The following is a 15,456-nucleotide window of genomic DNA, read 5'->3' as shown; positions in this document are numbered from 1 at the left end:
AGGCAAGGCCGAATTGACGGAAAAAACAAAAACGCCGCCCCGGTCGGGCGGCGTTTTTTGCATCGATATAAAGCCTAGGTCAGATCGCGAGTTCGACTTCGTTGCTGGCCAGTTCCAGCAAGGTCCAGACGTGATCGGCGAACGAATTCCAGACTTCGATCCGATAGTGTTCGGCATCCCATTTCATCAGGATAATCTGCGCATGATCGAAGATGGTACGGGCCGCACCCGGTGCCTGCATTTCAGCCAGGTTGAGCGGAGACGCGGCATTGAGCAGCCATTCGGCCTTGGGACCGGAAATATCGATGCCAGTCTCGCGATGGCTGACATCGACGAGGCTGTGCGGCTCGCTATCGTAAAGCTTCGCGAACGCCTGCGTTATGGTTTCGAGCTTTCCCTGATCCGCCCATATATACCATTCGTCTGGTCCGATGCAGGCAACGGCAATATCGCCGGTGCGCTCAAGGCTGCCGATCCTGGCCGGGATTTTTGCGCCCAGCGCCTTTTCAGCCAGGGCCAGTTTTGCCGGGGCCATGCGCAGGATGAAGCGGGCTGCGTCATCGGCTGGATGGATTTCCAGACGGCCAGGAATGACGACCTTGCGGTTCGAATAAGGTTTTGTCTCAACAAGCATGGTTCGATCCTTATCCGTTCAACTTCTTGCCTTCGGGATCATAGAAAACCATGCCCGACACAGTGGCTTCATGCACGCTGCCATCCGGCATCGGCATATAAAGCGTTTCACCCATGCGATCCTTGCCGCCGGATACCAGCGCCATGGCGATGGACCGCCCCAGCGTCTCGCTCCAATAGGAGGAGGTGACATGGCCGAGCATGGTCATCGGCACAGCCTGTTTTGGATCGGCGACAATCTGCGCGCCCTCTTCCAGCACGAGCTTCGGATCTTTGGTCAGAAGCCCGACCAGATGCTTGCGATCCTTTTTCAGCATGTCCGGACGCGTCAGCGACCGCTTGCCGACGAAATCCGGCTTCTGCTTGCCGATCGCCCAGCCAAGGCTTGCATCGTCCGGCGTCACGGTGCCATCCGTGTCCTGACCGACAATGATATAGCCCTTTTCGGCGCGCAGAACGTGCATGGTTTCCGTGCCGTAAGGCGTGATGTCATATTGCTGACCGGCCTCATAAAGCGCTTTCCACAGCGACAGGCCATAGCGCGCAGGCACGTTGATTTCATAGCCCAACTCGCCCGTAAAACTCATGCGGAACAGACGCGCAGGCACGCCCAAAAATGTGCATTCGGCGACCGACATATGCGGGAAGGCTTCGTCGGAAATATCCAAGCCCTCGACCATCGGCTCGATGAGCTTGCGCGCATTGGGGCCATTGATCGCCACCACCGCCCATTGCTCGGTGGTGGAGGTCAATGAGACTTTCAGCTCCGGCCATTCGGTCTGGAGATAGTCTTCCATCATGTTGAGCACGCGCGCGGCACCGCCGGTCGTGGTGGTCACATGGAAGCGATCCTGCGTCAGACGCCCGACAACACCGTCATCGCGGATGAAGCCGTCCTCGCTGAGCAGCAGGCCATAGCGGCAGCGCCCGACGCCAAGCTTGGTCCATGGATTGGTGTACATGCGGTTCATGAATTCCGCCGCATCCGGGCCAACCACTTCGATCTTGCCGAGGGTGGAGGCGTCGAACATGCCGAGCGACTGGCGGGTCGCCTTGCATTCACGCGCCACGGCCTGATGCATGTCTTCACCAGCTTTCGGGAAGTACCATGCGCGCCGCCACAGCGAGACAGGCTCGAAAGCCGCGCCATGCTGTTCGGCCCAGCTATCGATGGGCGTCTTGCGTGTCACGTCGAACAGCTTGCCACGGTTGTAGCCGCAGAAGGCACCGAAGGTCGTCGGCGTATAAGGCGGGCGGAACGTGGTGAGGCCAACCTGCGGCGTCGGGCGCTTGAGCGCATCGGCGGCAACGGCCAGACCGTTGATGTTCGAGGTCTTGCCCTGATCGGTCGCCATGCCGTTGGTGGTATAGCGCTTCACGTGCTCGATGGAGTGGAAGCCCTCGCGCACGGCCAGGCGAATATCCTTGGCGGTCACATCGTTCTGGAAATCGATGAAAGCCTTGGCCTTGCCCGGATCGCGATCGGTCGGCAGTTCGCGACAGCTTACGCCGTCACAGACGAAATCACCGGCCACCGCATATTCAGACGCCTTTGCCTTATGGCCTGCGTCACTGGCTGCGGCAGCACCCGCTTCCGCCCCCTCACGCAATGCGGAAGCCAAATCGAAATTGCCATTGCCCGCACCGGCACAACGGCTTTCCTCGGTGCGTTCGCCCGGCAGATAGATCTGACGCGCCTCATCCCAGACCAGCGAGCCCTTGGTATGCGAGAACAGATGCACACTCGGATTCCAGCCGCCGGACATCAGCAACACATCGCAGGCAATCGTGCGCGCAGCGCCGACCGAGCCATTGGTAACCGGATTGACCCGCACGGACGACACGCGATGGCGTCCGCCTGTGTCCGTCACGGTCCAGCCGGTGAGCGTTTCGATGCCGAGCATCTTTGCGCGGTTGACGAGGCTGTCGGCAACGCTTGAACGCACATCGATGATGGCCGGAACCTTGACGCCCGCCACTGCGAGATCGAAGGCTGCAAGCCATGCGCTGTCATGCGAGGTGACGACAACAGCCTTGTTGCCGACCTTGACGCCATAGCGATTGAGATAGGTGCGCGCGGCGGAAGCCAGCATCACGCCCGGACGGTCATTGCCGGCAAAGACCAGCGGCTTTTCGATAGCGCCCTGCGCCAGCACAACCTGCTTTGCGCGCACGCGCCACATGCGTTCACGCGGCGCATTAGATGCAGGCTTGGCCTGATGATCGGTCAGGCGTTCGCAAAGACCGACCATGTTCTGATGGTAATAGCCGATGGCCGTTGTGCGCGGCAAAAGCGTGACATTCGGATTGGCCTTCAGCGCTTCCACGGTCTCATTGAGCCAGTCCCAACTTGCGCGGCCATTGATGACCGGCTCCGGCTCGGACAGAAGCGAGCCGCCAAATTCCGCCTGCTCGTCGCAGATGATAACCTTCGCGCCACTTTTCGCGGCTTCGAGTGCTGCGGCAAGACCGGCAGGCCCGCCACCGGCGATCAGCACATCGCAGAAGGCATAGCGGCTGGCATAGGTGTCCGGATCGGGCTCGGAAGGCGATTTGCCAAGACCGGCTGCGCCACGGATGAAGGGCTCATAGACCTTGTTCCAGAAGCTCTTCGGCCACATGAAGGTCTTGTAGTAAAAGCCTGCCGAGAAGAACATGTAGAAGGCGTCGTTGATCGCGCCGACATCGTGCTTCAGCGACGGCCAGTGGTTCTGGGTTTCGGCCTTGAGACCGTCATAGAGTTCCAGCACCGTTGCGCGGGTGTTCGGCTCGAAACGGCCCGGCCCGCGTGAAACGCCCATCAGCGCATTCGGCTCTTCGGAACCGGCGGAAAGAACGCCGCGCGGGCGGTGATATTTGAACGAACGACCGGCCAGATGCTCGCCATTGGCAAGCATGGCGGAAGCCAGCGTATCGCCCTCAAAACCGGAATAGGACTTGCCGTTGAAGGTGAACCGCACGGACTTGGCCTTGTTGACGCGGCCTTTGTTATGAATGCGCATATCGGTCATTATTTCGTCTCCGCAGCCGGAGTTTCTGCCAAAGCAGGACGGGGTTCACCGGCCTTGTAGGTCATCGCGAACTTGTCGCTCACCGTGTCGCGCACCGCATTGAAGAAGCGGCCGCAGCCATTGATATGCCGCCAGCGTTCATAATGGGTGCCGCGTGGATTGGAGCGTGTGAACAGAAAATCGCGCCATTCATCATCGGAAAGCTGCGACGGATCGGCAGGACGCGCAATATGCGCTTCCCCTGCATAGGCAAATTCCAGTTCCGGACGTTCCATCTCGCAATAAGGGCAACGGATTAAAAGCATATCATACCTCCCTTAGTGCGCGACGGCGGCGGCAGCCGCTTCGTCGATCAGGCGACCCGTGGTGAAGCGTTCAAGCGTGAAAGGTGCGTTGATCCAGTGCGGCTCATCGCGGGCAATCGTATGGGCGAAGACATGCGCCGAACCCGGCGTCGCCTTGAAGCCGCCCGTGCCCCAGCCGCAATTGACATAAAGGCCCGGCACCGGCGTCTTGCCGATGATCGGCGAACGATCCGGCGTGACGTCAACGATACCGCCCCATTTGCGCAGCATCCGCATGCGGGTGAAGATCGGGAAGACTTCGCAGATCGCGGCAAGCGTGTGCTCGATCAGCGGCAGGCCGCCGCGCTGGCTGTAGGACACATATTGGTCGGTGCCGGAACCGATCACCAATTCGCCCTTGTCGGACTGGCTGATATAGGCATGGACCGTGTTGGACATGACCACGCAAGGGAAGATCGGCTTGACCGGCTCGGACACCAGCGCCTGCAATGGGAAGCTTTCAAGCGGCATGCGCACGCCTGCCGTATCCATGACAATCGACGTGCTGCCCGCAGCCGATACCGCCACCTTCTTCGCCTTGATGAAACCGCGGGGCGTATCAACGCCGGTCACGCGGCCCGACGCATCGCGGCGGATGGCCGTGACCGGGCAGTTCTGGATGATATCGACGCCGCGCTCCGTCGCGCCGCGCGCATAGCCCCAGGCAACCGCATCGTGGCGGGCGACGCCACCGCGCCGCTGCAAGGTGGCACCGACCACCGGGTAGCGGGCATTGGGGGAAATATCGAGCGGCGGGCAATATTCCTTCGCCTGCTCCTTGGTCAGCCATTCATTGTCGATGCCATTGAGACGATTGGCATGGATATGGCGCTTGAAGCTCTGCACGTCATGGACTGTGTGCGCCAGCATCATGACGCCGCGCTGCGAGAACATGACGTTGTAGTTGAGGTCCTGGCTGAGACCTTCCCACAGCTTCATCGCATGTTCGTAAAGATGCGCGCTCTCATCATAGAGATAGTTGGAGCGGATGATGGTGGTGTTGCGTCCCGTATTGCCGCCGCCGAGCCAGCCTTTTTCGATGACGGCGACATTGGTGATGCCGTGTTCCTTGGCCAGATAATAGGCCGCGCCCAGACCATGCCCGCCCGCGCCGACGATGATCACATCATATTCGGCCTTGGGTTCGGCATTCGGCCATTGCGGCTTCCAGTTCTTGTTACCGGACAGCGCATTCTTGATAATAGAAGCTGCAGAAAAACGGGACATAGACAACCACCAGTTTCGCGCCCGCAAACGCCCTTCCGGCGCAAGCGAAGCCTTTGATGATATTTCTATTGTTTCCGTTTCAAACCCGACAGCAGGCTTGCGTCAAAAGACGCCACAAATACGACATGCCCACCATTTCGCGACATCCCGTCCCATGCCGGCGAGCCTGCCCGCGCCTGCAACCGGACGGTAAAGCAGTTTCAAAAATGGCCCCTGTAAAATAGGACAACATTATTGTCCTTTTCTCTTTTCTTTTATTGCGCAAAGGTCTAGGCATTCTTTCGTAAAATCGCGCCCATTACAGAAGAAAAGCAAGAAAGGTGATTTCGTGACTAAGGAGAACCTGCTCGAAAGTGCTCTCGTCCGCCTGGATGAGGCGGCAAGCCACATCAACATCGATGCGGATGTCATCGAGAAGCTGAAATATGCGCGTGAAACGATGAAAGTGCGGCTAATGATCCGCATGGACGACGGTTCGCGAAAATCCTTTCTTGCCTGGCGTTGCCGCTATGACGACACACGCGGACCGACCAAGGGCGGCATCCGCTACCATCCCGAATCAACCGCGGAAGAAGTAGAGACGCTGGCTTTCTGGATGACCTTCAAATGCGCCGTGATGAACCTGCCCTATGGTGGCGGCAAGGGCGCCATCCAGGTCGATCCGCGCCAGTTGTCCAAGGCTGAACTGGAACGTCTTTCGCGCGCCTATATCCAGGCTTTCTCCGGCATTATCGGACCGGATCGCGACATTCCCGCGCCTGACGTCTACACCAACTCCATGATCATGGGCTGGATGGCTGACGAATATTCCCAGATCGTCGGGCAGTCCTCGCCTGCCGTCATCACCGGCAAGCCGCTGGCGCTCGGCGGTTCGCTGGGCCGCAACGATGCGACGGCGCGCGGCGGCTTCTATCTCGTGCGCCACCTGTCGCACGATCTGGGCCTTGCTTCGCAGCTTCGCGTCACGGTTCAGGGTTTCGGCAATGCCGGCCAGTTCATCGCCAAGCTGATGGCAAGCGACGGTCACAAGATCGTCGCCGTGTCGGATTCGGCCGGTGCGGTCTACTGCGCCAACGGCCTCGATCTGGACGCGCTTCTGGAAGCAAAGGCGCAGAACAAGTCGGTTGTTTCAACCGCTGGCAAGAACGGCCATGAAGCAATCTCCGCGGATGAGCTGGTGGCTGCCGAATGCGATGTTCTCGTGCCGAGCGCCATGGAAAACATGATCCACGCGGACAATGCGGCATCCATCAAGGCCAAGCTGATCGTCGAGCTCGCCAATGGCCCCGTCACGCCGGAAGCCGACAAGATCCTTGAGGAAAAGGGCGTCGTCGTTCTGCCTGATATCCTGGCCAATGCCGGTGGCGTGACGGTTTCCTATTTCGAATGGGTGCAGAACCGCCAGGGCTATTACTGGACGCTTGAAGAAATCCATGAGCGCCTCAAAACCATCATGGAACGCGAAGGCCGCGCCATCTGGAACCATGCCAAGCAGCACAATGTGACGGTCCGCTCGGCGGCTTATGTCCATGCGTTGCAGCGTCTCGCACAGGCCATTGAAGCGCACGGCACGCAGAGCGATTTCACGGCCTGATCCCGCCTTTTGATATCACCCCTCCTGCCAGCCTGCTGTCAGGAGGGGTGTCGGACGGCGGTTTCCTTTTCCCGCTCGCGCTATAGTTTACCTTCACAAGGCAAAACCAGCGCGATGGGATGAAGAGCATGTCGTACGGAAATCTATTCAAGGGCGGTGCCGTCGCACTTGCCCTCCTTGCGGGCGCAGTCCAGTTCTCCAGCGTCGCGCAGGCGCAGGTGGTCGTCTCTTCCAAGATCGACACGGAAGGCGGCGTTCTCGGCAACATCATTCTGGCCGTGCTGAACGCAAACGGCATCCAGACCACGGATCGCATCCAGCTTGGCGCCACGCCCGTGGTTCGCAAGGCGATCACCGCCGGCGAAATCGACATTTATCCCGAATATACGGGCAATGCCGCCTTCTTCTTCAACAAGGCCGACGACCCGCTCTGGAAAGACGCCGCCAAGGCGTTCGAGACGGCAAAAAAGCTTGATTACGATGCCAACAAGATCGTCTGGCTCGCCCCCTCTCCCGCCAACAACACATGGGGCATAGCGGTGCGCAAGGATGTCGCCGACGAAAACAAGCTCACGAACCTCAGCGAATTCGGAAAGTACATTTCAGGCGGCGGGAAGGTCATTCTGGCCGCATCGTCGGAATTCGTGAATTCGGCAGCCGCCCTGCCTGCCTTCCAGACCGCCCATGGCTTCACCCTGAAACCCGACCAGCTGATCACGCTTTCAGGCGGCGATACGGCGGCGACAATTGCTGCTGCCGCCAACCAGACCAACGGCGCCAATGCAGCCATGGTCTACGGGACCGATGGCGGCATCGCGCCTTCCGGGCTTGTCGTGCTCGAAGACGACAAGCATGTGCAGCCGGTCTACCAGCCCGCCCCGATCATCCGGGAAGAAGTTTTGAAGAAAAATCCGAAGATCGAGGAGTTGCTGAAGCCGGTTTTCGCAAAGCTCGATCTCACGACCCTTCAGGAACTCAACGGTCGCGTGCAGCTCGGCGGGGAACCGGCAAAGGCGGTCGCCGAGGAGTTTCTCAAGACCAACGGTTTTCTGAAATAGGCGCGGGTATTTGCCGGGCATGAGTGCAGCACATGAGACGATCCGGGCAAATGGCACGAAGGGCTTGTTTGCCTATATCGACAAGCTCGGACTGGTCATTGCGGCAATCGGCTTATCGGGATTGCTGCTGCCCTTCGCGAACTTTCGGGCAAACCGCATCGTTCAGGGCGAACCGCGCTATCTGTTCGATGCCCTGCCAACCGGACTGGCGCTGTCGCTCGCAGCAATCGTGGCTGCGGGGCTGCTGATCGGCTTTGTCCGCAGCAACAACTTGCTGCGGCTCGTGGCGGCGCTGTTGTGCCTTGCATCCGTCATGGTGGCAATCGGCATGGCCGCGTCTTTCCTGTCGCCGGAGGGGAACAATTATGCACGCGTCTCGCCAGCTTCCGGCTTCTGGCTCCTGTTCTTCGCCAGCGCCCTTTATGTCGCCGACGGACTGGTCCGGTTGCGTGCCGGTCCGTTCTTACGTGTGGGACTGCTGGTCGTTGCAGGTCTGCTTCTGGCGCTCCTGCTTTCGTCGGGCCTCTGGGACAGCATCTCCTTCATGAAGGAATATCAAAGCCGTGCGGAAAGCTTCTGGAATGAAGCAGAACGGCATATAGCCCTGGCCTTGGGATCGCTTGTAGCGGCCACGGCAACGGGCATACCGCTCGGCCTTGTCTGCCACCGCTTGCCGAAACTGCGCGCCTTCGTGCTGAACAGTCTCAACATCGTGCAGACCATTCCGTCCATGGCTCTGTTCGGCATATTGATCGCGCCGCTCGGCTGGATTGCAGCGCAGTTTCCGTGGGCGGCAACCCTCGGCATACGCGGCATCGGCGCGGCGCCTGCCTTCGTTGCGCTGTTCCTCTATTCGCTGCTGCCGATCGTGGCCAACACCGTGGCTGGGCTGGCGCAGGTGCCGGAGCCGGTAACGGATGCCGCGCGCGGCATGGGCATGACGCGCCTGCAACGGCTTTTCAAGACTGAATTTCCGCTGGCATTTCCCGTTATCCTCACCGGCATACGCATCGTCATGGTGCAGAATATCGGCCTGACGACGATCGCCGCACTCATTGGTGGCGGCGGCTTCGGAACATTCGTCTTTCAGGGTATCGGGCAAACGGCGATGGACCTCGTTCTGTTGGGCGCCTTGCCGACCGTTCTTCTGGCCTTTGCCGCCGCGGTCTTTCTCGATGCAGCGATAGAAATCACCGAAAGAGGCAGCTCCCGATGATCGAGTTCGACCATATCACCAAGCGCTATAACGGGCGCGCAGCGGTCGACGCCGTGAGCTTCACCGTCGAGCCGCATAGCATTGCGGCAATAGTGGGAACGTCAGGCTCAGGCAAGACGACCCTGCTGCGGATGGTCAATCGTCTGGTCGAGCCGACCGATGGCGAAATCCGCATTGATGGCCGCAGCATCATGGACGAACCGGGCCATGTCCTGCGGCGGCGGGTCGGCTACGTCATCCAGCAGAACGGCCTGTTTCCGCATCGAACCGTCGCGGAGAACATTGCGACGGTGCCTCTTCTGCTTGGCTGGGATAAACAGCGCATCGAAACGCGCGTCGATGAACTGCTTGACCTTTTTCAGCTGGAACCAGCCGACTATCGCGACCGCTATCCGCACGAACTTTCCGGTGGGCAACAGCAACGCGTCGGCGTGGCGCGGGCGCTTGCCGCCGGGCCGAACATCCTTCTGATGGACGAGCCGTTCGGGGCACTCGATCCGGTTATCCGGGCCAAGGCGCAGGAAGATCTGAAGGCGATCCAGAAACGGCTTGGCACGACCGTAATCCTTGTCACGCACGACATGGAGGAAGCAATATCGCTGGGCGACCGTATCGCCGTCATGGATGACGGCAAGCTGCTGCAATATGGCCCGCCGGCGGAAATCCTCGCACGTCCGGCAACCGATTTTGTCGAGCGCCTTGTCGGCACAGCCGAACGGCCTTTCCGCCTCCTCTCCCTGATGGACCTGAAAACCGTGCTCCAGCCAGGCGATGCGAGCGGGGAAACGCTGCCGGTAACCGCGTCGCAACGCGATGCGCTTGCAGCACTTCTATGGTCCGGGCGCAAAGCCCTTCCCGTTCTCGACGAGGAAGGACGGCCCCTTGGCCGGGTGACGCTGGAAAAGCTGCTTCATCAGGCTGAGCGTCCGGCATGAAATCGTTCCTGTCCCTCGCGCCGCGTGTCGTGCTTCTGGGCGTATTGCTCCTGTTTCTGTTGCGGCCCCATCTTTTCGAGCCCCTGTTTCGGCCATTGGTCAATGAAGGCGTTCCAGCCATCTATGATCGCGCCAACTTCATGGCGTTGACCTTGCAGCATCTGGGCCTCGTGGCGCTCGCAACACTTGCCGCGACTGTCGTGGCTGTCTCGATGGCGATCTTCGTCACAAGAAAGCAAGGCGCGGAGTTTCTGCCGCTTTCCCGCAGCCTCGTGAATATAGGCCAGACTTTTCCTCCCGTTGCGGTGCTGGCGCTGGCCGTTCCCATCTTCGGTTTCGGGGACAAGCCGACGCTGATCGCCCTCTTCCTCTATGGCCTGCTTCCGATTTTTGAAAACACGCTGACGGGGCTGACGACCTTGCCGCCGCCGGTTGTCGAAGCTGCGCGCGGCATGGGCATGACCAGCGCGCAGCGGCTTGTGAAAATCGAGGTTCCGCTGGCCCTGCCGGTCATTCTGGCAGGCATAAGGCTTTCAGCCGTAATCGGCCTTGCAACAGCCACCATCGGTTCGACCGTCGCGGCCAGAACCCTTGGGGAAGTCATCATTGCCGGGCTCATTTCCAACAACCTCGCCTTCGTTTTGCAGGGAGGGCTTGTGGTAGCGGCACTTGCCATACTGATCTTCGACGGGTTTCAGGCAATCGAGCATTATCTGCTGAAACGTTCCGGACGTGCCCTCTGAAAGCATAAATCCTCTTTGAAAGGCGCTGCAGCGTTCCTATATCATGACAAATGACCAGCCAGCGAGGAACGGGATGAACATCGGTCAGGCAGCCGCAGCATCTGGCATATCTGCGAAAATGATCCGCCATTATGAAACAATCGGACTTATTGAAGCTGCCGAGAGAACCGGTTCGGGCTACCGCGTCTATACGCAGAAAGATGTCGAAACACTGCGCTTCATCCGCCGCAGCCGCGATCTTGGTTTTCAGGTGGAGCAGATCAAGGAACTGCTGGCGCTCTGGCGAGATCGCAACCGCGCATCGGCCGATGTAAAGAAGGTCGCGCTTGGCCATGTCGAGGAACTGGAAGCCAAGATGCGGCAGTTGCAGGAAATGGCCGATACGCTGCGCCACCTCGCCAAAAACTGCCACGGCGACAACCGTCCCGATTGCCCGATCATCCACCAGCTTGCGGAAAACAGCGCGGAAAGCCGCAAACGCCCGGCTCCGCGCAAAGGCGAGTTGCTGCACGGCAAAGTCTGAGATTGTTACAAAGAATGCCGGGATCGCTCCCGGCATTCCTGTTTTCAGACGGCTGGTTCAGCCTTTCGGCTCAGCCCTTCGGCAACGTATAGGCGATCACATAATCGCCGGGCTTGGTCCCGACCGATCCGTGCCCGCCGGCCACCATCAACACGAATTGCTGATCGCCAACCGTATAGGTCATCGGCGTCGACTGGCCGCCTGCCGGAAGCCGGGCCTGCCAGAGCTGCTTGCCGGTGGTGAGGTCATAAGCGCGCAGATAATCATCCACCGCAGCGCCCAGGAAGGCGACGCCGCCAGCGGTGATCATCGGCCCGCCGATGCCCGGAACGCCCACTTTCAGCGGAAGCGGAACCGGCGACATGTCGCGGATCGTTCCGTTGCGATGCTTGTAGGCGATCTTGCCGGTGCGCAGATCGACCCCCGCCACATAACCCCAGGGCGGCGTCTGGCACGGAATGCCGAGCGGACCGAGGAACGGCCCCATGAACACGCCATAGGGTGCGCCGTCATTGCGGTTGAGGCCCTGTTCGCTGCCCTTTTCATCCTGTCCCTTCGGCGGAACATCGGCGCGCGGAACGAGACGTGAGGTGAAGGCGAGATAGGTCGGCATGCCGAACATGACCTGCCGCACCGGATCGACCGCGACGCTGCCCCAGTTGAACACGCCGAAATTGCCGGGATAGACGATAGTTCCCCGCAGCGAAGGCGGGGTGTACCGGCCTTCATAGAACAACTGGTGGAACTTGATGCGGCAGGCGAGCTGATCGAACATCGTCACGCCCCACATGTCGCTTTCGCGCAAGGGCGGCGGGCTGAACGTGAGATCGGAGATCGGCTGTGTGGGAGCCGTATGGTCTTCCGGGATCGCGCCTGTCGGTGCCGGGATTTCCTTGACCGGAATGATCGGCTCGCCGGTGCGCCGATCCAGAACATACAAGTCGCCCTGCTTCGTCGGGCCGACCAGCGCAGGTGTGCCGTTGATATTGAGCAGAACCGGCTGTGCCGGAACGTCCATATCCCACAGGTCGTGATGCACCGTCTGGCGCACCCAGCGAACCTGTCCGGTGTTCACGTCGAGGGCCACGATGGATGAGGAGTACTTCTCCACATTCTCGCTGCGGTCCATGCCAAGCTGGTCCGGCACCTTGTTGCCGAGCGGCACGAAGATCAGGCCGAGCTTTTCATCCACGCTCGAAACGGACCAGCTGTTGGGCGAGTTGGTCGTGTAGTACTGGCCCTCGGGCAGCGGCGTGGTGACGTCCGGATTGCCGGAATCCCAGTTCCACAACAGTTGCCCGGTGCGAATGTCGAAGGCGCGGATGACGCCCGACTGTTCCTCGGTCGAATAATTGTCATTGACGGCACCGCCAACGATGATCTTGTCTCCGACAACGGCAGGGGGCGAAGTGGAGTAATAATAGCCTGCCGGATTATATTTCATGCCATGGCTGAGATCGAGCGTGCCGCCATTGGCGAAATCCGCGCAGATTTCGCCGGTCGCCGTGTCGAGTGCGATCAGGCGCGCATCGGAGGTCGGCAGGTAGACGCGCTCGGCGCATTTCGCGCCAGCCGTTGCCGTTGCATCCTTCCAGTAGCTGACGCCGCGGCAAGTCTGGTGCTGGCGGTCCGTGTTGAAGCCGACCTTGGGATCGAACTTCCACTTTTCCTTGCCCGTCGCCGCATCGAGCGCAATGGCCCAGTTATGCGGCGTGCAGAGATAAAGCGAATCGCCGATCTTGAGCGGCGTGACCTGATAGGTCGTTTCGCCCACATCCTGCGGCTGCTTCACGTCGCCCGTCTGATATTGCCACGCGACTTGCAGTTTCGCGACGTTTTCCGGCGTGATCCCAGCCAGCGGCGAATAGCGCTGGCCATACGGCGTGCGCCCATATTGATGCCATTCACCATCGGGAACATTGCCGCCGAGATCGGGCGTGGCGGCGACTTTCTCGGTCGGCAGGTCGCCTGCGATATTGTAGGGGTCCTGCGTCATGGAATAGCCTGCGACCACAAGCGCAACGAGCGAAGCCACGCCCAGCGGCAAGCCGCCGCCGCCCGCGCCGCCGTTGAGCGGCTTTCTGATCCACGGCGTCAGCATCCACAGGCCGAGAAGAACGATAAGCCCGCCGCGCGCTCCAAGCTGCCACCAGTCGAAGCCGACCTCGTAATAGGCCCAGCCGAGCGAGCCGAGAATGACGAGCGCATAGACCCAGAGGGCGGCGGCGTTGCGCCTGAAAAGCAGAACGGCGGTCAGCAGGAAGCCGATCGCCGCTACAATATAATACCAGCTGCCGCCAAGCGCGGCGAGCCAGATGCCGCCAGCGCCGAGCGCAAGCCCGATCAGGAAAAGCACAAGTGAAGTTAACCAGATAAGCAAGACATTACCCCCTTCCAGGTCGTGTCACCATTCTTCCGGACATGTCCGCCAGAACCGGTCATGCTTCCGGCCATGGTTCCACCCACAGGGCCATCCACGGCTGGCCCGACTTCGGTCACGGGACTCTGCGTCAGCGAAGCGCATAGTCACATGCTGCCTGACTGTTGAGATAGGCGGCTATGAAAAAAATCCAGACGGCACCAGAAATGTTTCTTTCGCAGGGCCGGTCAACCGGGACAACCGAGCGAAACCGGGACTGGGGGAGCGGAGAGCGCATCGCTCGTTCGGCTGCTGGCGCCAATCAAGGCAAAACGAAGGCAAAACGGCTTTTCGAGTTCAAATGATGCAAAACCGAGCGCAGACGCACCGATTTGGGCGCCTCAATTACGGCGAGCGTGTGTCATAACTGTGTAAATTGTGTCTTTAAGGCGGCTTTTTAGAGACGCTAGGCAGAGCTTCGCATGAAAAGCTGGCTGTCGAGATGGCGGATTGCACTCTGCGCCGGCAAAGTATTTTCGCGGCCATTGATGCGGGAAAACAGCATGTCGAGACCGATCTGCGCGATCTGCCGGTAGTCCTGCGCGACAGTGGTCAGCGCCGGGCAGGTGAAGCGGCTCAGGGGATGGTCGTCATGGCCTGCAACACGCAGGTCGCATCCCTCTTCCCGGCCCACCCGCAGCTTGCGTTCGAAGGCCGCCGAGATCACGCCGAAGGCGAGACGGTCATTGGCGCAAAGGATCGTCCGGGTCGGAAAGCCGCCCGTGTCGAGAATGCGCCCGGCTTCCTGATGGCCCAGTTCCTCGAAATTCCAGTTCTTCGCGGGCATGGACAGGACGATGGGCTCGACGCCGAGCCCTTCCATCGTTTCGATATAGGCGGCGCGGCGCTCGACCGCGTTCTGGTTGACCGCCGGCATTTCCATAAAGCACGGATGCTCGCCGGTCCGGCAGAGATACTGGGTGATGTTGCCGATGCTCTGGTGATTGTTGGTGCCAACGAAAGGCTGGTCGTCGCCGATGCGGCTGTCGAAGAACACCGTCGGCATGGAATCGGACATATTGGCGAGCAGCCTCGCATCCGTGTCGAAGCCGAGCGGCGCCATGAGGACGCCCGCGATCTTCAGCGACATCAGGGTGCGCATCGCCCGCGCTTCCAGCTTCCTGTCGCCATGCGAGGAAAGCACGATGGTCCAGTAGCCCTCGGCAAGACAGCGCATTTCGATCTGGCGAATGATCTCGGCATAGAACGGGTCCGAAATATGCGGAACGATGATGCCGATATTCTTCGGCTTCTTGCGGTTGAGGCTGACGGCGAAAATGTTCGGCTGGTAGTTGTGGTCCTTCAGCGCCTTTTCGATGCGCGCCCGCGTCGAAGGCTTTACGCTTTCGGGATTGTCGAAATATTTCGAGACCGTGGGACGGGACAGCCCGCTTGCGGCTGCGAACTCTTCCATTGTCCTGATCTTGTTTTCAGCCATGCCCTGCCTTCCCATGCGGGTAGCGCGATTGCTACATCGCGCCAACTTCTTTCCATGCGTAAATTTATTTCGCGTCCGAAGCAACCATATTTCGCCCCTATATGAAATGGATGGAGAAGGTCTCATCCACCGATCCAGCGTTTCCGAGCCAACCCGCACGTAAATTTAATCGTTATAATTTTACACGTGATAAATTTTATATTGACACGATGAAGAAGCTCCCCCATGTCTAGAGGCAGCTCGATCGTGAGCTGGAGGCCCTGCCCTTCCGGGAGGTTTGAAGTTGGTGGCAACTGACGAACCAGCAGGAAACCG

The 15,456-nt window shown here is 59.9% G+C and carries 12 protein-coding genes; 6 read left to right on the top strand and 6 right to left on the bottom strand.

Going from position 1 to position 15,456, the window contains the following annotated elements:
• Positions 1-79 precede the first annotated feature (79 nt).
• The 4 genes from J9800_RS11565 to J9800_RS11550 are packed head-to-tail and all read right to left on the bottom strand — an operon-like array spanning position 80 to position 5,215.
• Positions 80-634, bottom strand: a complete 555-nt coding sequence (locus J9800_RS11565; protein WP_114214243.1) for a sarcosine oxidase subunit gamma — start codon at positions 632-634, stop codon at positions 80-82.
• 10 nt (positions 635-644) lie between these two features.
• Positions 645-3,644, bottom strand: a complete 3,000-nt coding sequence (locus J9800_RS11560; RefSeq protein WP_210845726.1) for a sarcosine oxidase subunit alpha — start codon at positions 3,642-3,644, stop codon at positions 645-647.
• A complete protein-coding gene (locus J9800_RS11555) occupies positions 3,644-3,949 on the bottom strand; it encodes a sarcosine oxidase subunit delta (RefSeq protein WP_112589678.1) in 306 nt (101 codons plus the stop codon). Before J9800_RS11555 ends, J9800_RS11560 begins: the two co-directional genes overlap by 1 nt.
• 12 nt (positions 3,950-3,961) lie before the next feature.
• Complete coding sequence (locus tag J9800_RS11550) at positions 3,962-5,215, bottom strand: sarcosine oxidase subunit beta family protein (protein ID WP_006465958.1); 1,254 nt, start codon at positions 5,213-5,215, stop codon at positions 3,962-3,964.
• Between the two features lie 328 nt (positions 5,216-5,543).
• Between J9800_RS11550 and J9800_RS11545 the strand changes: the two genes are divergently transcribed.
• The 6 genes from J9800_RS11545 to cueR all read left to right on the top strand — a co-directional run bounded on the left by J9800_RS11545 (position 5,544) and on the right by cueR (position 11,284).
• A complete protein-coding gene (locus J9800_RS11545) occupies positions 5,544-6,809 on the top strand; it encodes a Glu/Leu/Phe/Val family dehydrogenase (RefSeq protein WP_114214245.1) in 1,266 nt (421 codons plus the stop codon).
• 128 nt (positions 6,810-6,937) lie between these two features.
• Positions 6,938-7,867, top strand: a complete 930-nt coding sequence (osmF, locus tag J9800_RS11540) for a glycine betaine ABC transporter substrate-binding protein OsmF (RefSeq protein WP_210845724.1) — start codon at positions 6,938-6,940, stop codon at positions 7,865-7,867.
• 19 nt (positions 7,868-7,886) lie between these two features.
• Positions 7,887-9,083: an ABC transporter permease gene (locus tag J9800_RS11535; RefSeq protein ID WP_114214246.1), complete on the top strand. Its 1,197-nt coding sequence runs from the start codon at positions 7,887-7,889 to the stop codon at positions 9,081-9,083.
• A complete protein-coding gene (locus tag J9800_RS11530; protein ID WP_114214247.1) occupies positions 9,080-10,018 on the top strand; it encodes an ABC transporter ATP-binding protein in 939 nt (312 codons plus the stop codon). The genes J9800_RS11535 and J9800_RS11530 overlap by 4 nt, the downstream gene beginning before the upstream one ends.
• Positions 10,015-10,761 (top strand): ABC transporter permease, encoded by a 747-nt coding sequence (locus tag J9800_RS11525; RefSeq protein ID WP_114214248.1) that lies wholly within the window; start codon positions 10,015-10,017, stop codon positions 10,759-10,761. The genes J9800_RS11530 and J9800_RS11525 overlap by 4 nt, the downstream gene beginning before the upstream one ends.
• A gap of 73 nt (positions 10,762-10,834) precedes the next feature.
• Complete coding sequence (gene cueR, locus J9800_RS11520; protein WP_112589662.1) at positions 10,835-11,284, top strand: Cu(I)-responsive transcriptional regulator; 450 nt, start codon at positions 10,835-10,837, stop codon at positions 11,282-11,284.
• A 70-nt stretch (positions 11,285-11,354) separates the two neighbouring features.
• Here the strand turns inward: cueR and J9800_RS11515 are convergent, their stop codons facing one another.
• Positions 11,355-13,664: a glucose/quinate/shikimate family membrane-bound PQQ-dependent dehydrogenase gene (locus tag J9800_RS11515; protein WP_114214249.1), complete on the bottom strand. Its 2,310-nt coding sequence runs from the start codon at positions 13,662-13,664 to the stop codon at positions 11,355-11,357.
• Positions 13,665-14,109: 445 nt separating this feature from the next.
• Positions 14,110-15,141, bottom strand: a complete 1,032-nt coding sequence (locus tag J9800_RS11510; protein WP_112589658.1) for a LacI family DNA-binding transcriptional regulator — start codon at positions 15,139-15,141, stop codon at positions 14,110-14,112.
• Positions 15,142-15,456: the final 315 nt, after the last annotated feature.

This window comes from Ochrobactrum sp. AP1BH01-1 (assembly GCF_018066705.1).
Taxonomy (GTDB): Bacteria; Pseudomonadota; Alphaproteobacteria; order Rhizobiales; family Rhizobiaceae; genus Brucella.
Note: the sequence above shows the minus strand (reverse complement) of the source record. Positions and strands in the feature narration are given on the sequence as shown.